The sequence below is a fragment of the Cupriavidus sp. KK10 genome (genome assembly GCF_018223725.1).
Lineage (GTDB): Bacteria > Pseudomonadota > Gammaproteobacteria > Burkholderiales > Burkholderiaceae > Cupriavidus > Cupriavidus necator.
In genome coordinates this window covers 6,556,324-6,581,729 of record NZ_CP073677.1, presented here as the reverse complement: position 1 = coordinate 6,581,729, position 25,406 = coordinate 6,556,324, and the positions used below count along the sequence as shown (strand labels likewise).

Below are 25,406 nucleotides of genomic sequence, written 5' to 3'. Positions count from 1 at the left end.
GCCGGGGAAGGATAGCGCGGACGCCGTCGGCGTCCTTTCGGCGGCTAATGCGGCGTCTGTTGTTGCTCAATGTATTGGCGGATGATCTCGATGGGCGCACCGCCGCAGTTCCCTGCGAAGTAAGACGGCGACCACAGCGCACCGCCCCATAGCTTCTTGCTGATGCTCGGGTAGTTCTTCTTTCGGATCATACGGCTGGATACCCCTTTCAAGCTGTTTACCAGTGCGGACACCGCGACCTTTGGCGGGTAGTTCACAAGAAGGTGAACGTGATCGTCCTCCCCATCGAACTCCACCAGTTCAGCTTCGAAATCTGCGCAAACGCCGGTAAATATGTCGCGCAGGTCCTCTGCCGAATGTCATGGTCGTCGCTCATAGGCCAAGAGTATGATTGGGCCATGCAGCGTCTTCAAGCCTTCAAATACGAATTGATGCCGAACGGCGAGCAGCAGCGCAACATGCGCCGTTATGCCGGATCGTGCCGGTTCGTCTGTAACAAGGCGCTGGCGTTGCAGAAACAGCGTTACGATCAAGGCGAAAAGAAGCTCAGCTATGCCGGTCTGTGTCAGCAACTCACGGAGTGGCGCAACAGCACGGAAACAGCATGGCTGGCCGATGCACCAGTCCATCCTCTTCAACAGACGCTCAAGGACTTGGAGCGGGCCTACACAAATTTCTTCGCAAAACGGGCCGACTTCCCGCGTTTCAAGAAGAAGGGTCTGGGCGACAGTTTCCGCTATCCCGACCAGAAGCAAATCAAGCTTGATCAGACCAACTCGCGTATCTTTTTGCCCAAGCTGGGCTGGCTGCGATACAGGAACAGCCGCGACGTACTCGGTGAGGTACGCAATGCCTGCGTCAGCCTTTCGGGCGGCAAGTGGTTTGTTTCGATCCAGACTGAGCGGAAGGTCGAGCGACCTGTGCCGAAAGCCACCAGCGCCATCGGCATCGACATGGGCATCGCTCGCTTTGCCACCATGAGCGATGGCACTTTCCTCGCGCCGCTCAACAGCTTTAGGAAGCACGAAGCCAGACTGCGCCGTGCGCAGCGGGCGATGAGCCGCAAGACGAAATTCAGCAACAACTGGAAGAAGTCCAAGGCCCGAATCCAGCGTATCCACGCACGCATCGGTAACGCCCGCCTCGACTACCTGCACAAAGCCACGACCACGATCAGCGAAAATCAAGCGATGGTGTGTATCGAGGACCTGAAGGTACGGAACATGTCCAAGTCAGCGGCCGGTTCAAGCGGGCAACCGGGCAAGAACGTCAGGGCCAAGTCCGGCCTGAACAAGGCCATCCTCGATCAGGGTTGGTACGAGTTCGGGCGTCAACTGGAATACAAGCTAGCGTGGAATGGCGGCTGGCTAATAGCTGTGCCGCCACAACACACCAGTCGCACGTGCCCTTGCTGCGGGCATGTATCTGCCGAGAACCGGCAGAGCCAGGCGAGCTTCGCCTGTGTGGCATGCGGCTATGCGAATCACGCCGACGTGGTCGGCGCGATCAACATTTTGGCGCGGGGGCACCGCGTTGCAGCCTGTGGAGAGTCGGCGTAGTCAAGCCGCTCTACGAAGCAGGAACCCACCGAAGTGACTACGTAGAGCATCACGTAGCGCCGTAGGAATCCTCGTCCTTTCCGCCGTAAGGCGGCAGCCGAAGGCTGAGGACGGGGAGGATGTCAAAGCGGCCGGGGTCTGCCAGCAAACTCCAGTATTGTACTGAACGTTCAGCACAATTACAGAAGCATTGCAGGCCGGATACGGACATCCGGCCCAGGATTTCCAGGAGACCAGGATGTCGTACCCGACTGCCATTGCCGCAGCCGCCGCCGCCGCGCTGGCTGCAGCCGCCATGAGCTTTGCCGGCACCGCCGGCGCCGCACCTGCCCCGGCCACCGCGGGCAATCCCGCCACCGATGCTACCGCGCGTGCCAATGCGGCCGTGCTGCAGCAACTGCCGTTCCAGGACCGGCGTGACTTCGAGGCCGCGCGCCGTGGTTTTATCGGCACGCTGGACAACACCGAGATCCGCGACGCCAAAGGCAATGTGGTGTGGGCGCTGGATCCGTACGGCTTCCTCAAGCAAGACCGGGCGCCGGCCACCGTGAACCCCAGCCTGTGGCGCCAGGCGCAGCTGAACATGCACAACGGGCTGTTCCAGGTGACGGATCGGATCTACCAGATCCGTGGCTTCGATATTGCCAACATGACGATCATCGAGGGCGATACCGGCCTGATCGTGATCGATCCGCTGACCGCGATGGAGACCTCTCGCGCCGGGCTCGACCTGTACTTCAAGCACCGGCCCAGGAAGCCCGTGGTCGCGGTGATCTATACGCACAGCCACGGCGACCACTTCGGCGGGGTCAAGGGTGTCGTCAGCGAAGACGACGTCAAGGCCGGGCGGGTCAAGGTGGTGGCCCCGGAAGGCTTCATGGAAGAGGCTGTCAGCGAGAACGTCTTCGCCGGCAACGCCATGAGCCGCCGCGCGCAGTACATGTATGGCTTCAACCTGCCGCGCTCGGCCACCGGGCAGGTGGATGCGGGGCTGGGCAAGGGGGTGGCGCACGGCACGGTGACGCTGATCCCGCCGACGGACCTGATCCACAAGACCGGTGACACGCGCACCATCGACGGCGTGCAGATCGAATTCCTGATGGCGCCGGGCACCGAGGCCCCGGCCGAGATGCTGATGTACTTCCCGCAGTGGAAGGCACTGTGCGCCGCCGAGGACGCCACCCACAACCTGCACAACCTGTACACCATCCGCGGCGCCCAGGTGCGCGACGCCAACCAGTGGTGGCGCGCGCTGGACGAGACCATCGACCGCTTCGGCGGCCGCGCCGAGGTCCTGTTCGCCCAGCACCACTGGCCTACCTGGGGCCGCCAGGACATCGTCACCTACCTGGGCAAGCAGCGCGACGGCTACAAGTACATCCACGACCAGTCGCTGCGGCTGGCCAACATGGGCTACGTGCCGGCCGAGATCGCCGAACGCGTGAAGCTGCCACCGTCGCTGGCGGCCGAATGGCATCTGCGTGACTACTACGGCACCGTCAGCCACAACGCCAAGGCGGTGTACCAGCGCTACCTCGGCTGGTATGACGCCAACCCTGCCAACCTGAACCCGCTGCCGCCGGAAGAGGCTGGCAAGCGCTACGTCGAATTCATGGGCGGCGCGCCCCGCGTGCTGGAGCAGGCGCGCGCGGCGTACGCGCGTGGCGAATACCGCTGGGTGGCCGAGGTGGTCAAGCACGTGGTCTTTGCCGATCCGTCCAACCAGGCTGCCCGCCAGCTGGAAGCCGACGCGCTGGAGCAACTCGGCTACCAGGCCGAATCCTCGACCTGGCGCAATGCCTACCTGACCGGTGCCGCCGAACTGCGCAGTGGCCCGCCCCCGGCCGGCCGCCGCGCCGGCAGCCCGGACGTGCTGCGCGCCATGACCGACACCATGTTCCTGGATTTCCTGGCGATCAGCCTGAACGGCGACCGCGCTGCGGGCAAGACGCTGGCGCTGAACTGGGTACAGCCGGACACCGGCAAGCGCTTTGCGCTGACGGTGGAGAACGGCGTGTTCCGCTACAAGCCCGACGCGCAGCACGCGTCCCCGCAGGCCACGCTGACCATGCCGCGCGCCGTGCTGATGGGGGTGCTGGCCGGCCAGACCACGCTGCAGACCGAGACTCAGGCGGGCCGCGCCCGCGTGGACGGCGACCCGCAGGCGCTGGCGGCGTGGACGGTGCTGATGGACAAGTCCGAGCCGAACTTCAGCATTGTGACGCCCTGACGGCATCGGGATGGGGCTGGCAGGCAGCTTCTGTTGCGCGCCAGCCCCATAAAACCTCGCTTATTCGAGGGTTTCTTCCGGCGCGTGAACATAAACCGTTGCGCCGATGCTGCGGCAAACGGCTTGTGAGCCATTTCCGTCGGGATTTTTTAGTGGTTAACCCTCCCTTTAGGGGGCGTCCTCTACGAATCAGTGTCATCGGTGAAACAGTCGTGCGCCGGCTGGCCGGATAATGCACACGGCAGTAACCGAATGAGGAGTAAGAGGACTATGAAATTCACCTATAAGAAGATGCTGGCGGCAGGCGCTGTCATGGCGCTGGCCGGAGCCGCACACGCGCAATCGGCCGGCAGCAATATCGTCAGCCTGGGCTGGTTCCGCGTGATGCCGAACAGCTCCGCCGACCCGCTGACCGTCGACAGCATCAACGGCCGCCCGGTCGGCATGACCCGGCCGAACACCGGCGCGGAGATCGAGTCCGCCGACACGCTGGGACTGGCCTTCTCGCACTACTTCACCGACAACATCTCCGGCGAAATCATCGCGGGCATTCCGCCCAAGCACGACGTCAAGGGCACCGGCAACTATGCGCAGTATGGCAAGCTCGGTTCGGTCAAGCAGTGGAGCCCGGCGGTGCTGGTCAAGTACCACTTCTTCGATGCCAAGACCAAGTTCCGTCCCTATGTCGGCATCGGCGTGAACTACACGTGGTTCACCGACGAGACCATCAGCAACCAGAACTTCGTGAACCGCGAGTTCGCGCCGGGTGCGCGCATGACCGCCAGCGCCAAGGCGTCGTGGAACCCGGTGTTCAACATTGGCGCCAACTACGCCATCAACGACAACTGGTTTGTCGGCCTGTCGGTATCGTACGTGCCGCTGTCGACCCGCGCGTCCTTCACCACCCAGGCGGGGCCGGTGACGATCCAGTCGCACACCAAGATCAAGATCGATCCGGTGGTGACGTTCCTGAACGTGGGCTACCGCTTCTGAGCGCGGCACACTGACAGCAGAAAGGGCACCCGGGGGTGCCCTTTCTTATTGGCGCGGCTGCAGTGGCCAGCTTATGCCACCGACTTGACCGGATAGCCAGCCTCTTCGATGGCATCGCGCAGGGCCTCGGCGTCGGCACCGCTCTCGACGCGCACGGCCTGGGCGGGCACATCCGCGCTGACACGCGCGGCCGGGTCGATCGCCTGCACGGCACGCGTGATGGCGCCGACGCAGTGGTTGCATGACATGCCTTCGACCTGGAACTGGATCATGATGGGACTCTCCTGGACAGGATGGAAAAGGCGGCAGGGTGCCGCGACAAGACATAGTTTGAACCTTCCCATGGTGGGAAGCGCAAGAGGAATTTGTTGGCGCCAATGTGACGGTAACACCCTGCGCATTCGTCCTTGACCTTCCAATGATGGTAAGGTCCATGATGCTGACATCGACACTGTGGATGACTCAGAACCATGCCAAATTCCAGCGCTGTGCTCGCTTCACAACCTGTCCGGCCGGCCGACGAAATGCCCGAATGGCGGCTGCCGGTCGACGGCATGACCTGCGCCTCGTGCGTGCGCCGCGTGGAGAACGCATTGGCGCGTGTGCCGGGCGTGCGCGACGTGGCCGTCAACCTGGCCACGGAAGCCGCGACGCTGCGCGCCGACTCGGGCGTGGTGCTGCCGGCCGCCGCCCGTGCCGTGGCCGATGCCGGCTACACGGTGCCGCAGGACACCATCGAACTGAATATTGCCGACATGACCTGCGCCTCGTGCGTGACCCGGGTCGAAAAGGCGCTGCGCGCCGTGCCGGGCGTGATGGACGCACAAGTCAACCTGGCAACCGAGCGCGCCAGCGTCACCCTGCTGCGCGGCGCGGTGGATGCCGCGGCGCTGGTGGCCGCGGTAGCGCGCGCCGGCTATGGCGCGACGCCGGTGGCCGATGCCGCATCGCAGGCGCCGCAGGCCGGGCAGGGCACTGCCTTCTGGGACGGCCCCTGGCCGGTGGCGTTCTCGGCGGCGCTGTCGCTGCCGCTGGTGGCGCCCATGGTGCTGGAATGGTTTGGCGTGCACTGGATGCTGCCGGCATGGGTGCAGTGGCTGCTGGCCACCCCGGTGCAGTTCGTGTTCGGCTGGCGCTTTTACAAGGCTGGCTGGAAGGCGGTGCGCGCCGGCGCCGGCAATATGGACCTGCTCGTGGCGCTGGGCACGACGGCGGCCTATGGGCTGTCGCTGTGGCTGATGTGGCGCACGCCGGCCGACGCCATGCCGCACCTGTACTTCGAAAGCGCGGCAGTGGTGATCACCCTGGTGCGCCTGGGCAAGTGGCTGGAGACACGCGCCAAGCGCCAGACCGCCGATGCCATCCGCGCGCTCGCGGCGCTGCGTCCCGATACCGCCCGCGTGCGCCGCGGCGGCGTGGAGCAGAGCGTGCCGCTGGCGGCAGTGCGCGTGGGCGATGAGGTGGTAGTGCGCCCCGGCGAGCGCATCCCGGTGGACGCCGACGTGATCGAAGGCAGCAGCCACGCGGACGAATCGATGCTGACCGGTGAAAGCGTGCCGGTGCCGAAGAAGCCCGGCGACCGCATCACCGGCGGTGCCATCAATTTCGAAGGGCTGCTGGTTGCGCGCACCGAGGCGGTAGGCGCCGAGACCGTGCTGGCACGCATCATCCGCATGGTCGAGCACGCACAGGCGGCCAAGGCGCCGATCCAGCGCATGGTCGACCAGGTCAGCGCGGTGTTCGTGCCGGTGGTGCTGGGCATTGCACTGGTGACGGTGCTGGGCTGGGGCCTCTTTGCCGGCGACTGGGAAACCGCATTGCTCAACGCCGTGGCGGTGCTGGTGATCGCCTGCCCGTGCGCGCTGGGCCTGGCCACGCCCACGGCGATCATGGCCGGTACCGGCGCCGGCGCACGCGCCGGCATCCTGATCAAGGACGCCGAGGCGCTGGAGGTGGCGCACCGCGTCAGCGTGGTGGCATTCGACAAGACCGGCACGCTCACGGTCGGCAAGCCGGAAGTGGTGGCGCTGCATGCGGCCGATCCCGCCGATGCCGATGCTAGCGCACTGCTGGCACGGCTGGCCGCGCTGCAGGCAGGCAGCGAGCATCCGCTGGCCCGCGCCGTGCTGGCCGCCGCGCAGGCGCGCGGCATTGCCGTGCCGCAGGCCACCGAGGTGCAGGCCCTGCCGGGCCGCGGCATTGCCGGCGTGGTGGACGGCCATGCGCTGCAGCTGGGCAGCGAGCGCCTGCGTGAAATGCTGGGCGCAGCGGCAGGCACGCTGGCAACGCTGGCGGACCAGTTGCGCGCGGACGGCCGCACCGTGTCGTGGCTGGTCGAGACCACGCCGCCGCGCGTGGCCGGGCTGGTCGCGTTCGGCGATGCCATCAAGCCGGGCGCGCCGGCGGCGATCGCACGGCTGCGCGCGGCCGGCGTGCGCACCGTGATGCTGACCGGCGACAACGCCGGCGCGGCGGCGCGCGTGGCGCAGGCGCTGGGGCTGGACGATGTGCAGGCTGAGGTGCTGCCCGAAGACAAGGCTGCCCGCGTGCAGGCCCTGGGGCGCGATGGCGCGGTGGTGGCGATGGTGGGCGACGGCATCAACGATGCGCCGGCGCTGGCGGCGGCGGACGTGGGCATTGCCATGTCGACCGGCACCGACGTGGCCATGCACGCCGCCGGCATCACGCTGATGCGCGGCGACCCGGCGCTGGTGGCCGATGCGCTGGCGGTCTCGCACCGCACCGTGCGCAAGATCCGGCAGAACCTGTTCTGGGCTTTTTTCTACAACGTGGTGGGCATTCCGCTGGCCGCGGCCGGGTTGCTGAACCCGGTGGTGGCGGGTGCGGCGATGGCGTTCTCCAGTGTCAGCGTGGTCAGCAATGCGCTGCTGCTGCGCCGCTGGCGTCCGCAGGCCGGGGCCGCCACGGCACAGGGAGGCGAGTGATGAATATCGGCGAAGCGGCGCAGGCGTCGGGCGTGTCGGCCAAGATGATCCGGCACTATGAATCGATCGGGCTGGTGGCGGCACCGCCGCGCACCGAGGGCGGCTACCGCCGCTATGACGAACGCGCGGTGCATACCTTGCGCTTCGTGCGGCGCGCCCGTAATCTGGGATTCTCGCTCGACGAGATCCGCAACCTGCTGTCGCTATGGCATGACCGCGGCCGCGCCAGCGCCGACGTCAAGGCACTGACGCTGCGGCATGTGGCCGACCTGGAGCTGCGCATCGCCGAACTGGCCGCCATGCGCGACACGCTGCGCGAGCTGGCGCAGCACTGCAGCGGCGATGACCGGCCGGATTGCCCGATCCTGGCCGATATGGCGCAGCCGGAAGCGCAGGGCAGGCTTGCCTGCCACAGTTGAGCGGGACAGACAGTGCAAGGCAAAGCAGGCAGCAGGCAGCAATACAAAGAATAATGACAGCCGGCGCAAGCGCTTTGCTGGCGCTCCGTGCCGGGAGGAGACTTGCGCGAATGGAACAACCGATGACGGACGATCCTGCTATTGCCGGTGTTGCCGGCATGCCTGCCGATACCCCCGCCGGCACGCATGCGCCGGTGCAGAGCCGCCAGCGCATGCGCGACGGCACCGAGCTGCTGCTGCGCACCTGGCAGCCCGATCCGGCGCGCTTTGCCGAGCCGCTCGGCTCGGTGCTGCTGGTGCATGGGCTTGCCGAGCATGCCGGACGCTACCAGCATGTGGCCGATGTGCTGTGCGGGCTGGGCCTGCGCGTGCGTGCGCACGACCTGCGCGGCCATGGTGCCAGCGGCGGCGCGCGCATGGTGGCGGACCATCAGGATGCCTACCTGGACGACCTCGCCGAGATCTACGATGCCGCGGTGCCTGGCTGGCACGAGTTGCCGATCCTGCTTGGCCACAGCATGGGCGGGCTGATTGCGGCACGCTTTGCCACCGCGCGCGTGCGCCCGGTACGCGCGCTGGTGCTGTCCTCGCCCGCGCTGGCGCTGCGGCTGTCGGGACCGATGCTGGCGCTGCACCGCGTGCTGCTGGCGCTGGCACCGCGGCTGCGCGTGCCCAATCCGATCGATGCGCGGCTCTTGTCGCACGACCCCGCCGTGGTGGCCGCCTACCGCTCGGATCCGCTGGTGCAGACGACCATCACCGCCAGCGTACTGGAGAGCTTTATCCGCGGCATGGCGCAGGCCCAGGCCGATGCCGCGCTGCTGGAGGCCCCCACGCTGATGCTGGTCGGCGGCGCCGACCGCGTGGTGGACCCGGCCGGCAGCCGCCGCTTCTTCGACAACGCGCCGCCGGCGTTGCGCGAACAGGTCTGGTTCGAGCATGGCTACCACGAGATCTTCAATGAAGCGCAGCCGCTGCGCGGCGAAGTGTTCGCGGCGCTGACCGGCTGGCTGCAGCGCCACCTGCAGCAGCACGGAAGCTAGGTCCGGAACACCGACTCGGCCACGCCGAACACTGCCGCGACCACCGGGTCGTCGCGGCGCGTGGCCAGGCATACCAGCGTCAGCTCGGTCTGCACCGAGACCCCTTCCACGATCACCAGCCCGTGCGCATGCGATTCGCGCAGCGCGATCGCGTCGCGCACCAGTGACAGCCCCACGCCGGAGCGCACCAGGTCAAGCATCGACGCCTCCTGGTCGACATGCGCCACCTTGGGCACGCTGGCCGGATCGACGCCGGCCTGCGCAAAGCGCGCCGACAAGAGCCGGTTGTGCGCCGATTCCGGTGGCGTCCAGATCCATGGCAGCGTTGCCAGCTGCGCCCATGAGCGCAGCGCGGTGCGCTCTTTCCAGCCCTTGGGCGCCACCACATAGTAAGAGAAGGGCGTCAGCGTCAGCGCATGGAAGCCGGCGTCGGGCGGCTGGCCCAGGTAGAAGCCCACGTCGAGCGCGCCGCTGCGTACCTGTTGCAGCACCCAGCCCGACATGCCGTGGCGCAGTTCGGTGCCGATCTGCGGATGGCGTTCCACCAGCGTGCGCAGCATCGGGCCCAGCCGCGTGAATTCCGGATCGAGGATGGTGCCGATCGCCAGCCGGCCGCGCACGGTGTGATGCATCGCGCTGACGGTGTGCTGCAGGTCGCCTACGCCATCGAGGATGCGCTCGGCCAGCGGCAGCAATGCGGCGCCGTCGGCGGTCAGCGTCAGGCCCGCGGCAGTGCGCTCGAACAGCCGGATGCGCCACGCCGATTGCAGCGCCTTCAACTGCAGGCTCACTGCGGGCTGCGTCAGGTGCAGCCGCTGCGCGGCGCGGGTCAGGTTGCCCTCGCGCGCGACGGCAACGAAGGCGCGCAGGTGGTGGAGGTCCAAGGCGGTGTCGGGGCGAAAGGTGGCGCCGGAGCGTGGCGTGGTGCGGCGCAATATTTTGCGGAGCTTATATTGCGATTGACGATAAATCATTGGACGGGGCCGCGCAACTGCACCAAGCTTGCGCTCAATACGGCCCGGCACGCCTTGTGCCGCGCGGCAGCGATGCCAGTGCGATGCTGGCGGATGTTCGCGCCAGTGTCTTCACCAGACGCAAAGATCGGGCAAGCCGCATGCCGTCAGCGACCCAGCATTCAGGAGCGGAAGTGGAAGACATCCTTGCAGAAGCCAGCGCGGTGCAGACCATCATCGGCCATAGCATCGCAGGCCGGCAGACACGCGGCGCATCGCAGCGTCTGGCCGATATCTATAACCCCGCCACCGGCGAAGTCGCAGCACGCGTGGCGCTTGGCACCGCGCAGGACGTGGCCGATGCCGTCGCTGCCGCCCAGGCCGCATTCCCGGCCTGGGCCGACACGCCGCCGCTGCGCCGCGCGCGCATCCTGTTCAAGTTCAAGGAACTGCTCGACCAGCACCACGACGACCTGGCGGCGCTGATCACGCGCGAGCACGGCAAGGTGTTCTCGGACGCCAGGGGCGAAGTCACGCGCGGCATCGAGGTGGTGGAATTCGCCTGCGGCATCCCCAACCTGCTCAAGACCGATTTCACCGACAACATCGGCGGCGGCATCGACAACTGGAACCTGCGCCAGCCGCTGGGCGTGGTGGCCGGCATCACGCCGTTCAACTTCCCGGTGATGGTGCCGATGTGGATGTTCCCGGTGGCAATCGCCTGCGGCAATACCTTCGTGCTGAAGCCGTCGGAGCGCGATCCGTCGCCGAGCCTGCTGATTGCCGATCTGCTGCGCCAGGCGGGATTGCCCGATGGCGTGTTCAATGTCGTGCAGGGCGACAAGGAAGCCGTGGACGCGCTGCTCGCGCATCCGGACGTCCAGGCGCTGTCGTTCGTCGGCTCGACGCCGATCGCCGAGTACATCTATACGGAAGGGACCAAGCACGGCAAGCGCGTGCAGGCCTTGGGCGGCGCCAAGAACCACCTGGTGGTGATGCCGGATGCCGATCTCGACCAGGCGGTCGATGCGCTGATCGGTGCCGCGTATGGTTCTGCCGGCGAGCGCTGCATGGCGATCTCGGTAGCTGTAGCGGTGGGCGACGTCGCCGACAAGCTCGTGCCGCGTCTCGCCGAACGCGCCAGCTCGCTGAAGATCCGCAACGGCATGGAGTCCGACGCCGAAATGGGTCCGCTGGTAACCGCTGCGCACAAGGCCAAGGTGGAGGGCTATATCGCCAAGGGCGTGGAAGAGGGTGCGACGCTGGTGACCGATGGCCGCGGTCATACCGTACCCGGCCATGAGAACGGCTTCTATGTCGGCGGCACGCTGTTCGACAACGTCAAGCCGGATATGACGATCTACAAGGAAGAGATCTTCGGTCCGGTGTTGTCGGTGGTGCGCGTGCATGACTTTGCCGAAGCCGTGGCGCTGATCAATGCGCATGAATTCGGCAACGGCGTATCGTGCTACACCAGCGACGGCGGCATCGCGCGCGCGTTTGCGCGGCAGATCCAGATCGGCATGGTCGGCATCAACGTGCCGATTCCGGTGCCGATGGCATGGCATTCATTCGGTGGCTGGAAGCGATCGCTGTTTGGCGACCATCACGCCTATGGCGAAGAGGGCGTGCGTTTCTACACGCGCTACAAGAGCGTGATGCAGCGCTGGCCGGATTCGATTGCCAAGGGCGCTGAGTTCACCATGCCGGTGGCGAAATAGGCCGCGACGATGATGACAAGAACAGCGATGGAGACATTCGACTACATCATCGTGGGGGCCGGTTCAGCCGGCTGTGTCCTGGCGAACCGCCTGACGCAGGATGCGGACGTCAACGTGTTGCTGCTGGAGGCCGGCGGCAAGGACGACTACCACTGGATCCATATCCCGGTGGGCTACCTGTACTGCATCGGCAACCCGCGCACCGACTGGCTCTATCGCACCGAGGCCGAGGCCGGGCTGAACGGCCGCTCGCTGGGCTATCCGCGCGGGCGCGTGCTGGGCGGTTGCTCGTCGATCAACGGCATGATCTATATGCGCGGCCAGCGCGAGGATTATGACGCGTGGGCGCGGCTGACCGGCGACGATGGCTGGCGCTGGGACAATGTGCTGCCGCTGTTCAAGCGCAGCGAGGACCACCACCGCGGCCCGAGCGAATTCCATGGCGCCGGCGGCGAATGGCGCGTGGAAGGCCAGCGCCTGCGCTGGGACATCCTGGAGCGCTTTGCCGATGCCGCCGAAGAGGCGGGGATTCCGCGCACAGAGGATTTCAACCGCGGCGACAACTTCGGCGTGGGCTATTTCGAAGTGAACCAGCGCCGTGGCATCCGCTGGAACACGGCCAAGGCCTTCCTGCGGCGTGCGTCGGAGCGTCCCAACCTGACCATCGTCACCGGGGCGCAGGTGAGCGGGCTGACCTTCGACGGGCGCCGCTGCACTGGCGTGAACTATATCGGCGGCGGCCGGCCGCAGACTGCGGTGGGCAGGCAGGAAGTGATCCTGGCCGCGGGCGCGGTCAATACGCCGCAGCTGCTGGAACTGTCGGGCATCGGCCAGGCCGAGCGCCTGCAGGCGCTGGGTATCCCGGTGCGCCATGCGCTGCCCGGCGTGGGCGAGAACCTGCAGGACCACCTGCAGCTGCGCTCCGTGGTGAAGGTCAGCGGCGTGCGCACGCTCAACACGCGCGCCGCGAGCCTGTGGGGCAAGTTCTGCATCGGCGTGCAGTACGCTTTCAACCAGAGCGGTCCGATGAGCATGGCGCCGTCGCAGCTGGGCGCCTTTGCGCGCTCTGACCCGGCGCAGGCGCGGCCGAACGTGGAGTACCACGTGCAGCCCTTGTCGCTGGACAAGTTCGGCGACCCGCTGCATGCGTTCAATGCCTTTACCGCGAGTGCCTGCAACCTGCGGCCGACCTCGCGCGGCAGCGTGCATATCGGCAGCGCGGATTTCCGCCAGGCGCCGGTGATCGCGCCCAATTACCTGGCGACCGACGAGGATCGGAAAGTCGCGGCCGACTCCATCCGGCTCACGCGCCGTATCGTGGCGTCGCCGGCGCTGGCGCCGTACCAGCCCGAGGAATGGCTGCCGGGTCCGGCATTCCAGACCGACGAACAGCTGGCCGAAGCGGCCGGCAATATCGGCACCACCATCTTCCATCCGGTGGGCACCTGCAAGATGGGCCGCGCCGACGACCCGATGGCCGTGGTCGACCATCGCCTGCGCGTGCTGGGCATCGACGGCCTGCGCGTGGTCGATGCCTCGGTGATGCCGCTGATCACGTCGGGCAACACCAATTCGCCGACCATCATGATCGCCGAGCGCGCCAGCGACCTGATCCGCGAAGACCGCCGGCAGGGCCTGGCCGCGGCGGAAGTATTGGTGCAACCAGCGCCGGCGGCAGCCGCTGCAGGCGCCTGACATGAGCGCGCCACTTGGTCGCGGGCGGGGCCGTAATCAAGTGGCCCATCCTGCTCATGTGCGATCGCAAAAAAACTGACACTTGGTTCATGTTTCATAGTGCAAACCCCGATGTTTTGCGATGCAACAGGCGCACACAATAGACGCCTCACAGGGTGCGTCGGCAGCACATCGAAGCCATCGCCGCAACCTGCGCGGGAGCCGCCCCGCACCAAAACAGAAAGCCGCAGGCCGGGCCGCAACCATGGCCAGCCTGACGGAACAAGCGGCAGCAAGGGCCTACAAGGCCGGTTCGGACCATTGTCAGTGCCGGGCATCACCCCGGCAGTTCAGCAAGAGGGCGGGCAGGAGACATGAACCAGCAGGAAACCATCCTGGAAACGCGGAACCTCACCAAGGAGTTCAAGGGGTTCACGGCGGTGAGCGACGTCAACCTGCGGGTACGCCGCGGGTCGATCCATGCCTTGATCGGCCCCAACGGCGCCGGCAAGACGACTTGCTTCAACCTGCTCACCAAGTTCCTGGAGCCGACCACCGGCACCATCCTTTTCAACGGCATCGACATCACCCGTGAAAAGCCCGCGCAGATCGCGCGGCGCGGCGTGATCCGTTCGTTCCAGATCTCGGCGGTATTTCCGCACCTGACGGTGATGGAGAACGTGCGCATCGGGCTGCAGCGGCAGCTCGGCACGGCGTACCAGTTCTGGCGCAGCGAGCGCTCGCTGGACGTGCTCAATGACCGCGCCATGGAGCTGCTAGAACAGGTCGGCCTGACCGAGTTCGCGCAGACGCTGACGGTGAATCTGCCGTACGGCCGCAAGCGCGCGCTGGAGATTGCCACCACGCTGGCGATGGAGCCCGAGCTGATGCTGCTCGACGAACCCACACAGGGCATGGGCCACGAAGACGTGGACCGCGTCACGCAGCTGATCAAGAAGGTTTCGGCGGGCCGCACCATCCTGATGGTGGAGCACAACATGAGCGTGGTCTCGTCGATCGCCGATAAGATCACCGTGCTGCAGCGTGGCGCGATCCTGGCCGAAGGCCCGTATGCGGAAGTTTCGAAGGATCCGCGCGTGATGGAGGCCTACATGGGCACCGTCGACGCGGAACTGCAGGGCGCGCACTGAGACGGCCGGGGGAACGACACATGACGACATCCAACACACCCGCGCTCGAGATCAAGGACCTGCACGCCTGGTACGGCGAATCGCACATCCTGCACGGCGTGGACCTGACCGTGAACCGCGGCGAAGTGGTTACGCTGCTGGGCCGCAACGGCGCTGGCCGCACCACCACGCTGCGCGCGATCATGGGACTGACCGGCGCGCGCAAGGGCTCGATCAAGGTCAATGGCCACGAGACCATCAGCCTGCCCACGCACAAGATTGCGCACTACGGCATTGGCTATTGCCCCGAAGAACGGGCGATCTTCTCCAGCCTCTCATGCGAAGAGAACCTGATGCTGCCGCCGGTGCTGAAGGGCGCCGACACCAGCAAGGGCATGAGCGAGACCGATATCTACGAGATGTTCCCGAACCTGAAGGAGCGCCGCCAGAGCCAGGGCACGCGTCTTTCCGGCGGCGAGCAGCAGATGCTGGCGGTCGGGCGCATCCTGCGCACCGGCGCCAACCTGCTGCTGCTCGATGAAATCTCGGAAGGATTGGCACCGGTGATCGTGCAGGCGCTTGCGCGCATGATCCTGATGCTCAAGCAGAAGGGGTACACGGTGGTGATGGTGGAGCAGAACTTCCGCTTCGCCGCGCCGCTGGCGGACCGCTTCTACGTGATGGAGCACGGCAGCATCGTCGAGCGCTTCGCGGCCAATGAGCTGCAGGCCAAGATGCCGGTGCTGCACGAACTGCTCGGGGTCTGATCCGCACGGATCATGGGTTGATGTTTGGCAGGAACGGGTGGCGCGCACGCCGCCGCAAATCAGGAGACATAGAGATGAAAAAGACTCGGCTCGCGGCCGCGATGGCGGCCATTGCCATGGGTGCGGTTTCCTTCAGCGCCATTGCCCAGGTGTCCGGTGACACCGTGAAGATCGGCTATATCACCGACATGTCGGGCCTGTACGCCGACATCGACGGCCCCGGCGGCCTGGAAGCCATCAAGATGGCGGTCGAGGATCGTGGCGGCAAGGTGCTGGGCAAGCCCATCGAAATCGTCTCGGCCGACCACCAGAACAAGGCCGACATCGCCGCTTCGAAGGCGCGCGAATGGATGGACCAGCAGGGCCTGGACATGCTGCTGGGCGGCACCAACTCCGGCACCGCGCTGGCCATGAACAAGGTGGCCTCGGAGAAGAAGCGCGTCTACATCAACATCGGCGCCGGCACGGCGCGCCTGACCAACGAAGAGTGCTCGCCGTACACGGTGCACTACGCTTATGACACGGTGGCGCTGGCCAAGGGCACCGGCAGCGCGGTGGTCAAGCAGGGCGGCAAGTCGTGGTTCTTCCTGACCGCCGACTACGCCTTCGGCCATTCGCTGGAAAGCGACACCGCGGCCGTGGTCAAGGCCAATGGCGGCACGGTGGCGGGCCAGGTGCGCCATCCGCTGTCGGCTTCGGACTTCTCGTCGTTCCTGCTGCAGGCGCAGTCGTCCAAGGCGCAGATCCTGGGCCTGGCCAACGCCGGCGGCGACACCATCAACGCGATCAAGGCGGCCAAGGAATTCGGCATTACCAAGTCGATGAAGATCGCCGGCCTGCTGATGTTCATCAACGATGTGCACAGCCTCGGGCTAAAGAACACCGAAGGCCTGCTGATGACAGACAGCTGGTACTGGGACATGAACGACGACACCCGCAAGTTCGCCAACCGCTTCTTTGGCAAGATGAAGAAGATGCCGAGCAGCCTGCAGGCGGCGGACTACTCGGCGGCCAGCACTTACCTGAAGGCGGTGGAAGCAGCCAAGACCGACGACCCGGACAAGGTCATGGCTGAACTCAAGAAGATGAAGATCAACGACTTCTACACCAAGGGCTATATCCGCCAGGACGGCCGTGGCATCCACGACATGTACCTGATGCAGGTGAAGTCCGCAGCAGAGTCGAAGAAGCCGTGGGACTACCTGAAGGTGGTCGCGACCATCCCGGGCGACCAGGCCTTCACCACGGTGGCCGAGTCGAAGTGCGCAATGCTGAAGAAATAAGCTGATGTGAGATCTGCCGGCGACGCGCCACCTGCGTGCCGCCGGCATCGGACGCGGTTCCTTGCTGCGGTGTTCGCCAACGGTGTTCGCCGCAGCGTTCGCATTACCTGGCACCAACCGCAGCAATCCCCGCCATACAACGGCGGTATCAACGGCACTCCGCGATGGACATCTTCGGAATCCCCTTGCCGGCCATGCTTTCCCAGCTTTTGCTGGGGCTGGTCAACGGCGCCTTCTATGCGATGCTGAGCCTGGGCCTGGCGGTTATCTTCGGCCTGCTCAACGTCATCAATTTCGCGCACGGCGCGCTCTTCATGCTGGGCGCGGTGCTGGCCTGGATGGGCATGGAGTACGCCGGGCTGAACTACTGGATCATGCTGCTGCTGTCGCCGCTGGTCGTCGCCGCGCTGGGCGTGGTGATCGAGAAGACCATGCTGCGCTGGATCTACAAGCTCGACCATATCTACGGCCTGCTGCTGACGCTGGGCATCACGCTGGTGGTCGAGGGCATCTTCCGCTCGATCTACGGCGTCTCCGGGCTGCCGTACTCGACGCCGGACGCGCTGCAGGGCGCGACCGACCTGGGCTTCATGATTCTGCCCAACTACCGCGCGTGGGTCGTGGTGGCGTCGCTGGTGGTGTGCTTCGCCACCTGGTACGTGATCGAGAAGACCAAGCTGGGCGCCTACCTGCGCGCCGGCACCGAGAACCCCAAGATGGTCGAGGCCTTCGGCGTCAACGTGCCGCTGATGGTGACGCTGACCTACGGCTTCGGCGTCGCGCTGGCCGCGTTCGCGGGCGTGCTGGCGGCGCCGGTGATCCAGATCTCGCCGCTGATGGGGCAGAACCTGATCATCATTGTGTTCGCGGTGGTGGTGATCGGCGGCATGGGTTCGATCATGGGTTCGATCCTGACCGGCCTGGGGCTGGGCGTGGTCGAGGGGCTGACCAAGGTGTTCTATCCGGAAGCGTCGTCGACCGTGGTGTTCTTCATCATGGTGATCGTGCTGCTGCTGCGCCCGGCCGGGCTGTTCGGGAAGGAGAAGTGATGAGCACACCCTCCACATCATCGACGCCATCCACGGTGGCGGCCAACGCTGGCAACGCAGGAAAGGGACAAGGCGTGCAGAAGAAACTGTTGTATGGATTGCTGCTGCTGGCACTGGTGGCCGCGCCGCTGGCCGGTGCGTATCCGGTGTTCGTGCTCAAGGTGCTGTGCTTTGCGCTGTTTGCGTGCGCCTTCAACCTGCTGATCGGCTATACCGGACTACTGTCGTTCGGCCATGCGGCCTTTTTCGGCGGCGCTGGCTATGCCGCCGGCCATGCCATGAAGGTCTGGGGCGTGACCCCGGAAATCGGCCTGATCCTGGGCACCGGTGCGGGCGCGCTGATCGGCTACGTGGTGGGCTCGCTGGCCATCCGCCGGCAGGGCATCTACTTCTCGATGATCACGCTGGCGCTGGCGCAGATGCTGTTCTTTATCTGCCTGCAGGCGCCGTTCACCGGCGGCGAGGACGGCCTGCAGGGCATCCCGCGCGGCAAGCTGTTCGGGCTGCTGCCGCTGTCGGACGACCTGACGCTGTACTACGTCGCGCTGGCGATCATTGTGGCCGCCTTTGCGCTGATCGTGCGCACGGTGCATTCGCCGTTCGGGCAGATCCTGAAGGCGATCAAGGAGAACGAGCCGCGCGCGATCTCGCTGGGCTATGACGTCGACCGCTTCAAGCTGACCGCCTTCGTGCTGTCGGCGGCGCTGTCGGGGCTGGCCGGCTCGATCAAGGCGCTGGTGCTGGGCTTCGAGACGCTGACCGACGTGCACTGGTCGATGTCGGGCTCGGTCATCCTGATGACGCTGGTCGGCGGCCTGGGCACATTGTCGGGCCCGATTGTCGGTGCCTTCGTGGTGGTCGCGCTGGAGAACAAGCTGGGCGATATCGGCAACTTCCTGGCGTCGGTCACCGGCATCTCCTGGTTCGGCACGCTGGGCGAGTCGGTGACAATGGTGACCGGTGTGATCTTCGTGATCTGCGTGCTGACTTTCCGCCGTGGCATCATGGGCGAACTGCTGGCGCGCTTCGGGGGCCACTCGGGCAAGCGGGAATAAATGCAGGAGTGACCGCGGGTCGACATGCCCGATTCTGGGGCTAGGGTTTTTTCTAGCTTGTCCTCGATGCACCGCTTCGTTACATTCCATATACGGTTTTCGCAGGTTAAATGGAGGCGGAAGCGAGGAGACGACAGGCGCGCACCCGGTGTCGGGTAGCAGCGTTATAAATAAAGGGCGTTGCCGGGTGATCCTCGGCAACGCTTTTTTCATTTGCGCTTCCCAACGCCTGCTATGGCGCTTTCGCCCCATCATGGGGCATCCAGGCCACATCGGCGTCACCTGGCTATCCTCCACATGCGACAATGCGGGCGCTCTCGCTGCCCGCCATGCCTGCCATCCCTGATTCCCCTGACTCCCCAGCCGTTCCGGATCGTCCTGACGCACCCGCGCCGCAGGGCTTGGTACGCCTCGGGCTGGGTGCCGACGCAGCCATGCTGGAGGCCTGGCTGGATACGGTGCAGCCACTGCCGGTGCCCGCCGCCCGCGCGCGCCGGCTGATGCTGGACGACCTGCTGGCCCAGTCCGGTCGCGGCATCTGCCTGCTGGTGGGCGAGGCGCAAGCTCCACATAATCTGCTGGCGTGCCTGCCGGTGGCGCTGCTCCCGAGCCTGGAGCTTGCCGGGCTGGCCGCCTGCGGCATCGAATGGTGGGTACGGCCCGGGCTGGACGGCGGGTCCCGCCGTGCCTGCCTTGAGGCCTGCTGCGCCACGCTGGCCGACTGGGGCCGCGCCCACGGTATCCGCCACGCGCTGCTGGCGCCGGGGCTGGTGGCAGGGCATGGCGGCGCGCCGCCGGGCTTCAGGCCGCATGGCAACGGCATGTGGCACCGCAGTTTGGTGCCGGCGGCCAAGGTGCTGGGCTGAACCGGCGCCGCCCGGCTGCCCGCACCGATCTCCTCCGATCTTTCCCTTTTCGCTTCCCCTGCTTCCTGCAATGACGGAATTCGCATTCCTGGCGGTTGCCGCCTTTCTCGCCGGCCTGATCGACGCGGTCGCCGGCGGCGGCGGCCTGGTACAGATCCCGGCAATGTTCTCGGCCTATCCCAATATCGCGCCGGCCACGCTGCTGGGCACCAACAAGATGGGCTCGATCGCGGGCACCGCCAACGCGGCGCTGCGCTACGGCCGCAGCGTGCGCATCTACTGGGGCGCGACCGCGCCCGCGGTGGTGGCGGCCCTTATCTTCTCGATGGCCGGTGCCTGGGCGCTGACCAGGATCCCGGCGGAGCCGCTGCGCAAGGCGCTGCCGTTCGTGCTGGTGGTGTTGCTGGTCTACACCGTGGCCAAGAGGGACCTGGGCACGGAACATGCGCCGACGTTGTCGGGGTCGCGCGAGCGCGTCGCGGCGCTGCTGGCTGGGGCTGCCATCGGCTTCTATGACGGCGTGTTTGGCCCGGGCACCGGCAGCTTCCTGATGATCGCGTTCGTGCGGGTGTTCGGCTATGACTTCCTGCACGCGGCGGCCTCGACCAAGGTGGTCAACCTTGCCACCAACCTGGCGGCGCTGCTGTTGCTGGCCAGCAAGGGCCATATCTGGTGGCAACTGGGCCTGGTGATGGCAGTGGCCAACATCGCCGGCAGCCAGGTGGGCAGCAAGCTGGCCCTGCGCCACGGCAGCGCCTTCGTGCGCAAGGTGTTTATCGTGGTGGTGAGTGCGCTGATCCTGAAGACCGCCTGGGACGCGTTCCTGCGCTGACGGCAGGCGGCGCGCGCGATGCGGGTTAATCCTCCCTTTTCGCACTAGGTCGCTGTGCTAGACTCGATCCGCATTCCCGACCGAGCGGTCGGTGAATAGCCGGAGCGCGCCTATCCGGGGGAGTGGTGCGGACGGGGAAATTGGGGAGCGGCCTCGCGTCGTTCCTGGTTGTAGCGCAGGTGCCGGCGATGTGCCTGCGTTGACCCGAGGGGTCGATCCAAGAACGGGCATCCGCCGGTGGACGCCGGACGGATGCCTTTCCGTTTCAGGAACCGAAGGAGACAAGATGGATTTCAAGCGCGCCAGCCTGCTGGCAATCGCTGCGGCGAGCCTGGTTGCCGGTGCAGCCCAGGCACAGGTCAAGGTCGGGGTGACGGTGTCGGCGACGGGTCCGGCGGCATCGCTGGGTATTCCGGAGAAGAACACCTTCACGCTGATGCCAAAGGAAATCGCGGGCAAGAAGATCGAGTACATCGTGCTGGACGATGCCTCCGACACCACCACCGCGGTCAAGAACACCCGCAAGCTGATCAGCGAAGACAAGGTCGACGTGGTGGTGGGTTCCACCGTGACGCCAAACTCGCTGGCGATGGTTGACGTGGTGGCCGAGAACGAGACGCCGATGATCACCATGGCCGCCTCGGCCCGCATCATCGAGCCGATGGACGCCAAGCGCGCCTGGGTTTTCAAGACGCCGCAGAATGACTCGCACATGGCGACCGCCATTGCCGAGCACATGACCAACAACAACGTGAAGACGGTGGCCTTCATCGGCTTCGCGGACGCCTATGGCGACAGCTGGGCGCAGGAATTTGCCAAGGTGGCGGAGCTGCGCAAGATCAAGGTGGTCGCCAACGAGCGCTTTGCCCGTACCGATACCTCGGTCACCGGCCAAGTGCTGAAGATGATGAGCGCCAACGCCGACGCCGTGCTGATCGCAGGCTCGGGTACGCCCGCGGCGCTGCCGGCCAAGACGCTCAAGGAGCGTGGCTACAAGGGCAAGATCTACCAGACCCATGGCGTGGCCAATGCCGACTTCCTGCGTGTGTGCGGCAAGGATTGCGAAGGCACCTTCCTGCCGGCTGGACCGCTGCTGGTGGCTGAGCAATTGCCGGACAGCAATCCGGTGAAGAAACCGGCCATGTCCTACAAGACTGCTTATGAGAAGGCCTTCGGCGGCCAGGTCTCGACCTTCGGCGGTCATGCCTGGGATGCGGGGCTGATCTTGCAGCATGCCATTCCCGAGGCGCTGAAGAAGGGTCAGCCGGGTAGCAAGGAATTCCGTAAGGCGTTGCGGGAGGCGATGGAGCAGACCAAGAATCTGCCGGTGTCGCATGGGATCATGAACATGAGTGCTACCGACCACCTTGGCTTCGATCAGCGGGCGCGGGTGATGGTGCAGATTGTTGATGGGAAGTGGAAGTTGCTGACTAAGTGACGGTTGGGGGCGGCGTGGTGCGATGCGGTTGGGTGTCGCTCGTGGCAAGCGCTGCTGTTTCGCCGGCGTAGCCGGCGAGTCACTTTTTGTCCGAGCGACAGAAAGTGACCAAAAAACGCGTCGCCTATGCGGCTCAATCAATTCCAGGGCGTTGGTCGTTCGCACGGTGGTGCTTGCCGTTGGGGCGTGGTTGCCCGTTCGACCCTGCTGCGCCATGTGAGTGTGGCGCAGTGCCTGCGTTAACCCACTATTGAACGATCCCCATGCAGGGTGTAGGCCGCCTGCTGCTAACGGCATCGCGGGGACGCCTACGGCTGCTACGCAGGCCCAAAATGCGGTGACGGCATTGGGCGCTTGCGCGGAGCGCAGCCGAAGGCGTTGATGCGATATCGCTGGACAGCCCACGCCCGCCACACGCCTCTCGTTAGGGCTTGTCCTGTACTTCCACAATGGACAATCCGTTTACTATTGCGTAAATCCCAAAGCGCATAGCACCCTGTCGGCCCCCATATGATGCAGGCAGGTATTTCCAAAAGACGGGGAGACAATGGACTTATCAATCGCTGCCATCCTGGCCCAGGACGGCATCACCTCGGGCGCGATCTACGCGCTGCTGGCGCTGGCCCTGGTGCTGGTGTTCTCGGTGACCCGGGTCATCTTCATCCCCCAAGGGGAGTTTGTTGCCTACGGTGCGCTGACGCTGGCGGCGATGCAGGCCGGGCACGCGCCGCAGACCAGCTGGCTGCTGCTGGCGATGGGGGCGCTGACCTTCGTCTATGAAACCGTCGCGGTGCTGCGCAGCGCTGAGTTGCGCCGCACGCTGGGCCAGCGGCTGGCGGTGCTGGCCGGCAAGTACCTGGTATTCCCGCTCGCGGTGCACTGGCTGGCGCAGCAGTATGGCGCGCAGCCGCTGCCGATGCTGGCGCAGATCGCGCTGACGCTGCTGATCATCATCCCGCTGGGGCCGATGTTGTACCGGCTCGCCTACCAGCCGCTGGCCGAAGCCAGCACGCTGGTGCTGCTGATCGTCTCGGTCGGCGTGCACTTTGCGCTGGTGGGGCTGGGCCTGGTGATGTTCGGCGCGGAGGGCTCGCGCACCAATGCGTTCTCGGACGCGCGCTTCGACGTGGGGGCGCTCAGCATCTCGGGCCAGAGCCTGTGGATCGTGGGCGTGTCGGCGCTGCTGATCGGCGCGCTGTACTTCTATTTCGAGCGCACGCTGCAGGGCAAGGCGCTGCGCGCGACCGCGGTGAACCGGCTGGGTGCGCGCCTGGTCGGCATCGGCACCACGCAGGCGGGGCGGCTGTCGTTCACGCTGGCCGCGGCGATGGGTGCGCTGTGCGGCATCCTGATCGCGCCGCTGACCACCGTGTACTACGAGTCGGGCTTCCTGGTGGGCCTGAAGGGCTTTGTCGGCGCCATCGTCGGCGGGCTGGTGAGCTACCCCGTGGCGGCGCTGGGTGCGCTGCTGGTGGGGCTGCTCGAATCCTATTCGTCCTTCTGGGCCAGCGCGTTCAAGGAGGTCATCGTCTTCACACTGATCATTCCGGTGCTGCTGTGGCGCTCGCTGACGAGCAAGCATGTCGAGGAGGAGGAATAAGCCATGACCATGCTGACCGACAAGCAGGCGGCGGTGACCAGTGCCGAGGCAGGCAGCCGTGCGCGGCTGAACCGCAACCGGGTCCTGGTGCTGGCTTTCATTGTGGTGCTGGTGTTGCTGCCGGCGCTGCCGACGCCGGAGTTCTGGATCACGCTGGGCAATTACATCGGCCTGTACAGCATCGTCGCGATCGGGCTGGTGCTGCTGACCGGGGTGGGCGGCATGACCTCGTTCGGGCAGGCGGCGTTCGTGGGGCTGGGCGCATACAGCACTGCGTACCTGACCACGCAGTTCGGGCTGTCGCCGTGGTTCGGGCTGCTGGTGGGGCTGGTGATCACGATGGCATCGGCCTATGTGATCGGGCTGATCACGATGCGCATGTCTGGCCACTACCTGCCGCTGGCGACCATTGCCTGGGGCCTGTCGCTGTTCTTCCTGTTCGGCAACCTGGAGTTCCTGGGCAAGTATGACGGCCTGAACGGGATCCCGGTGCTGTCGTTCTTCGGCATCGAACTGCAGTCGGGCCGCTCGATGTTCTACCTGATCTGGGCGGTGGTGCTGCTGGCCGTGCTGGCGATGCAGAACCTGCTGAACTCGCGCCCGGGCCGCGCCATCCGCGCGCTCAAGGGCGGAGGCGTGATGGCCGAGGCCATGGGTGTGAACACCGCGTGGATGAAGGTGGTGATCTTCGTGGTGGCGGCAGTGCTGGCGTGCGTGTCGGGCTTCCTGTACGCGCACCTGCAGCGCGCGGTGAACCCGACGCCGTTTGGCCTGAACTACGGCATCGAGTACCTGTTCATGGCCGTGGTCGGCGGCGTGGGCCATGTGTGGGGCGCGGTGCTGGGCGCGGGCATCCTGACCATCCTGAAGGATGTGCTGCAGGGCGTGCTGCCCAAGTTGCTCGGTGCCAACGGCAACTTCGAGATCATCGTCTTCGGCGTGCTGCTGGTATTGCTGCTGCAATACGCGCGCGATGGCATCTGGCCGTTCCTGCGGCGTCTGGTTCCTTCGGGTCCGCCGGTACTGGCGCCGGCGCAGGCCGAGGCCCTGGCCGTGCGCCAGAAGCCCGACGCCGGCGAACTGATCCTGGATGTGCGCGCTGCGCGCAAGGAGTTCGGCGGGCTGGTAGCGGTGAGCGATGTCAGCTTCCAGGTGCGCGCGGGCGAGATCATCGGGCTGATCGGTCCCAATGGTGCCGGCAAGTCCACCACCTTCAACCTGGTGACGGGCGTGCTGCCGGTCACGCGCGGGGAGGTGCGTTACCGTGGTGAAGTGATATCGGGCCTGCCGTCGCGCGAGATCGTCAAGCGCGGCATCGGCCGCACTTTCCAGCACGTGCACCTGCTGCCGACCATGACGGTGCTGGAGAACGTGGCCATCGGCGCGCACCTGCGCGGCGATTTCCGCGCACAGGGCGGCGTCTCGGCCGCGATCCTGCGCATGAACAAGGCCGAGGAAGAGAAGCTGCTGTTCGAAGCGAAGCGCCAGCTTGAACGCGTGGGGCTGGCCGATTGCATGTATATGGAAGCCGGCAGCCTCGCGCTGGGCCAGCAGCGGATTCTTGAAATCGCGCGTGCACTGTGCTGCGACCCGGCGCTGCTGTTGCTGGACGAGCCGGCAGCGGGTCTGCGCTACAAGGAGAAGCAGGCGCTGGCCGAGCTGCTGCGCAAGCTCAAGGGCGAGGGCATGAGCGTGCTGCTGGTCGAGCACGACATGGACTTCGTGATGAACCTGACCGACCGGCTGGTGGTGATGGAATTCGGCACGCGCATTGCCGAGGGCGTGCCTGAGGAAGTGCAGAAGAACCCCGCGGTGCTGGAAGCCTATCTGGGTGGCGTGGAGTAAGGAC

At 65.9% G+C, this 25,406-nt stretch carries 20 protein-coding genes and 1 pseudogene; 18 read left to right on the top strand and 3 right to left on the bottom strand.

The features are described 5' to 3' along the window. Positions 1-44: 44 nt before the first annotated feature. Positions 45-344, bottom strand: a pseudogene (gene tnpA / locus KB879_RS30725) (IS200/IS605 family transposase); the annotation flags it as partial. Positions 345-398: 54 nt separating this feature from the next. Between tnpA and KB879_RS30720 the strand changes: the two are divergent. From KB879_RS30720 to KB879_RS30710, 3 genes are all read left to right on the top strand, one after another. Further along, positions 399-1,559, top strand: a complete 1,161-nt coding sequence (locus KB879_RS30720; protein WP_211980440.1) for an RNA-guided endonuclease TnpB family protein — start codon at positions 399-401, stop codon at positions 1,557-1,559. A gap of 238 nt (positions 1,560-1,797) precedes the next feature. Beyond that, positions 1,798-3,789, top strand: a complete 1,992-nt coding sequence (locus KB879_RS30715; protein ID WP_211980439.1) for an alkyl/aryl-sulfatase — start codon at positions 1,798-1,800, stop codon at positions 3,787-3,789. Between the two features lie 270 nt (positions 3,790-4,059). Further along, a complete protein-coding gene (locus KB879_RS30710; protein WP_013958415.1) occupies positions 4,060-4,782 on the top strand; it encodes an OmpW family protein in 723 nt (240 codons plus the stop codon). Between the two features lie 71 nt (positions 4,783-4,853). Here KB879_RS30710 and KB879_RS30705 read toward each other — a convergent pair whose 3' ends face one another. Then, positions 4,854-5,054, bottom strand: coding sequence for a heavy-metal-associated domain-containing protein (locus tag KB879_RS30705; protein WP_211980438.1), 201 nt, complete (start codon positions 5,052-5,054; stop codon positions 4,854-4,856). A gap of 198 nt (positions 5,055-5,252) precedes the next feature. Between KB879_RS30705 and KB879_RS30700 the strand changes: the two genes are divergently transcribed. The 3 genes from KB879_RS30700 to KB879_RS30690 all read left to right on the top strand — a co-directional run bounded on the left by KB879_RS30700 (position 5,253) and on the right by KB879_RS30690 (position 9,189). Continuing rightward, on the top strand, positions 5,253-7,727 hold the full coding sequence (locus tag KB879_RS30700; protein WP_305852185.1) for a heavy metal translocating P-type ATPase: 2,475 nt from the start codon (positions 5,253-5,255) through the stop codon (positions 7,725-7,727). Beyond that, positions 7,727-8,146: a Cu(I)-responsive transcriptional regulator gene (gene cueR, locus KB879_RS30695; RefSeq protein WP_013958412.1), complete on the top strand. Its 420-nt coding sequence runs from the start codon at positions 7,727-7,729 to the stop codon at positions 8,144-8,146. Before KB879_RS30700 ends, cueR begins: the two co-directional genes overlap by 1 nt. A gap of 110 nt (positions 8,147-8,256) precedes the next feature. Next, a complete protein-coding gene (locus KB879_RS30690) occupies positions 8,257-9,189 on the top strand; it encodes an alpha/beta hydrolase (RefSeq protein WP_153956029.1) in 933 nt (310 codons plus the stop codon). On the opposite strand, the gene KB879_RS30685 is transcribed toward KB879_RS30690, so the two are convergent. Then, positions 9,186-10,073, bottom strand: coding sequence for a LysR family transcriptional regulator (locus KB879_RS30685; protein WP_211980437.1), 888 nt, complete (start codon positions 10,071-10,073; stop codon positions 9,186-9,188). The genes KB879_RS30690 and KB879_RS30685 overlap by 4 nt on opposite strands. 230 nt (positions 10,074-10,303) lie before the next feature. On the opposite strand from KB879_RS30685, the gene KB879_RS30680 reads away from it, so the two are divergent. The 12 genes from KB879_RS30680 to KB879_RS30625 all read left to right on the top strand — a co-directional run bounded on the left by KB879_RS30680 (position 10,304) and on the right by KB879_RS30625 (position 25,402). Further along, the gene (locus KB879_RS30680; protein ID WP_249221214.1) at positions 10,304-11,863 is read left to right on the top strand and encodes a CoA-acylating methylmalonate-semialdehyde dehydrogenase; all 1,560 of its coding nucleotides are present in this window, start codon (positions 10,304-10,306) and stop codon (positions 11,861-11,863) included. Positions 11,864-11,890: 27 nt separating this feature from the next. Next, the gene (locus KB879_RS30675) at positions 11,891-13,558 is read left to right on the top strand and encodes a GMC family oxidoreductase (protein WP_211980435.1); all 1,668 of its coding nucleotides are present in this window, start codon (positions 11,891-11,893) and stop codon (positions 13,556-13,558) included. Between the two features lie 353 nt (positions 13,559-13,911). Further along, a complete protein-coding gene (locus tag KB879_RS30670; RefSeq protein WP_013958408.1) occupies positions 13,912-14,688 on the top strand; it encodes an ABC transporter ATP-binding protein in 777 nt (258 codons plus the stop codon). Between the two features lie 20 nt (positions 14,689-14,708). Further along, a complete protein-coding gene (locus KB879_RS30665; protein WP_211980434.1) occupies positions 14,709-15,434 on the top strand; it encodes an ABC transporter ATP-binding protein in 726 nt (241 codons plus the stop codon). A 74-nt stretch (positions 15,435-15,508) separates the two neighbouring features. Continuing rightward, positions 15,509-16,717 (top strand): ABC transporter substrate-binding protein, encoded by a 1,209-nt coding sequence (locus KB879_RS30660; protein WP_211980433.1) that lies wholly within the window; start codon positions 15,509-15,511, stop codon positions 16,715-16,717. Between the two features lie 164 nt (positions 16,718-16,881). Then, a complete protein-coding gene (locus KB879_RS30655) occupies positions 16,882-17,766 on the top strand; it encodes a branched-chain amino acid ABC transporter permease (RefSeq protein WP_013958406.1) in 885 nt (294 codons plus the stop codon). Then, the gene (locus tag KB879_RS30650) at positions 17,766-18,821 is read left to right on the top strand and encodes a branched-chain amino acid ABC transporter permease (protein ID WP_013958405.1); all 1,056 of its coding nucleotides are present in this window, start codon (positions 17,766-17,768) and stop codon (positions 18,819-18,821) included. The genes KB879_RS30655 and KB879_RS30650 overlap by 1 nt, the downstream gene beginning before the upstream one ends. 329 nt (positions 18,822-19,150) lie before the next feature. Next, positions 19,151-19,687, top strand: a complete 537-nt coding sequence (locus tag KB879_RS30645) for a hypothetical protein (RefSeq protein WP_249221213.1) — start codon at positions 19,151-19,153, stop codon at positions 19,685-19,687. 70 nt (positions 19,688-19,757) lie between these two features. Continuing rightward, a complete protein-coding gene (locus KB879_RS30640; RefSeq protein WP_153954223.1) occupies positions 19,758-20,519 on the top strand; it encodes a TSUP family transporter in 762 nt (253 codons plus the stop codon). Positions 20,520-20,805: 286 nt separating this feature from the next. Further along, the gene (locus tag KB879_RS30635) at positions 20,806-21,957 is read left to right on the top strand and encodes an ABC transporter substrate-binding protein (RefSeq protein ID WP_013958402.1); all 1,152 of its coding nucleotides are present in this window, start codon (positions 20,806-20,808) and stop codon (positions 21,955-21,957) included. Between the two features lie 547 nt (positions 21,958-22,504). Continuing rightward, entirely contained in the window at positions 22,505-23,557 is a 1,053-nt protein-coding gene (locus KB879_RS30630; RefSeq protein WP_013958401.1) for a branched-chain amino acid ABC transporter permease, read from the top strand. A gap of 3 nt (positions 23,558-23,560) precedes the next feature. Then, entirely contained in the window at positions 23,561-25,402 is a 1,842-nt protein-coding gene (locus KB879_RS30625) for an ATP-binding cassette domain-containing protein (protein ID WP_211980431.1), read from the top strand. Positions 25,403-25,406 lie beyond the last annotated feature (4 nt).

What these genes read in the sequence shown, in the direction of transcription:
- KB879_RS30720 (WP_211980440.1), top strand. Translation starts at nt 399, where the DNA reads ATGCAGCGTCTTCAAGCCTTCAAATACGAATTGATGCCGAACGGCGAG.
- KB879_RS30665 (WP_211980434.1), top strand. Translation starts at nt 14,709, where the DNA reads ATGACGACATCCAACACACCCGCGCTCGAGATCAAGGACCTGCACGCC.
- KB879_RS30660 (WP_211980433.1), top strand. Translation starts at nt 15,509, where the DNA reads ATGAAAAAGACTCGGCTCGCGGCCGCGATGGCGGCCATTGCCATGGGT.
- KB879_RS30715 (WP_211980439.1), top strand. Translation starts at nt 1,798, where the DNA reads ATGTCGTACCCGACTGCCATTGCCGCAGCCGCCGCCGCCGCGCTGGCT.
- KB879_RS30640 (WP_153954223.1), top strand. Translation starts at nt 19,758, where the DNA reads ATGACGGAATTCGCATTCCTGGCGGTTGCCGCCTTTCTCGCCGGCCTG.
- KB879_RS30645 (WP_249221213.1), top strand. Translation starts at nt 19,151, where the DNA reads ATGCCTGCCATCCCTGATTCCCCTGACTCCCCAGCCGTTCCGGATCGT.
- KB879_RS30710 (WP_013958415.1), top strand. Translation starts at nt 4,060, where the DNA reads ATGAAATTCACCTATAAGAAGATGCTGGCGGCAGGCGCTGTCATGGCG.
- KB879_RS30655 (WP_013958406.1), top strand. Translation starts at nt 16,882, where the DNA reads ATGGACATCTTCGGAATCCCCTTGCCGGCCATGCTTTCCCAGCTTTTG.
- KB879_RS30705 (WP_211980438.1), bottom strand. Translation starts at nt 5,054, where the DNA reads ATGATCCAGTTCCAGGTCGAAGGCATGTCATGCAACCACTGCGTCGGC.
- KB879_RS30670 (WP_013958408.1), top strand. Translation starts at nt 13,912, where the DNA reads ATGAACCAGCAGGAAACCATCCTGGAAACGCGGAACCTCACCAAGGAG.
- KB879_RS30625 (WP_211980431.1), top strand. Translation starts at nt 23,561, where the DNA reads ATGACCATGCTGACCGACAAGCAGGCGGCGGTGACCAGTGCCGAGGCA.
- KB879_RS30690 (WP_153956029.1), top strand. Translation starts at nt 8,257, where the DNA reads ATGGAACAACCGATGACGGACGATCCTGCTATTGCCGGTGTTGCCGGC.
- KB879_RS30675 (WP_211980435.1), top strand. Translation starts at nt 11,891, where the DNA reads ATGGAGACATTCGACTACATCATCGTGGGGGCCGGTTCAGCCGGCTGT.
- KB879_RS30630 (WP_013958401.1), top strand. Translation starts at nt 22,505, where the DNA reads ATGGACTTATCAATCGCTGCCATCCTGGCCCAGGACGGCATCACCTCG.
- KB879_RS30635 (WP_013958402.1), top strand. Translation starts at nt 20,806, where the DNA reads ATGGATTTCAAGCGCGCCAGCCTGCTGGCAATCGCTGCGGCGAGCCTG.
- KB879_RS30700 (WP_305852185.1), top strand. Translation starts at nt 5,253, where the DNA reads ATGCCAAATTCCAGCGCTGTGCTCGCTTCACAACCTGTCCGGCCGGCC.
- cueR (WP_013958412.1), top strand. Translation starts at nt 7,727, where the DNA reads ATGAATATCGGCGAAGCGGCGCAGGCGTCGGGCGTGTCGGCCAAGATG.
- KB879_RS30650 (WP_013958405.1), top strand. Translation starts at nt 17,766, where the DNA reads ATGAGCACACCCTCCACATCATCGACGCCATCCACGGTGGCGGCCAAC.
- KB879_RS30680 (WP_249221214.1), top strand. Translation starts at nt 10,304, where the DNA reads ATGCCGTCAGCGACCCAGCATTCAGGAGCGGAAGTGGAAGACATCCTT.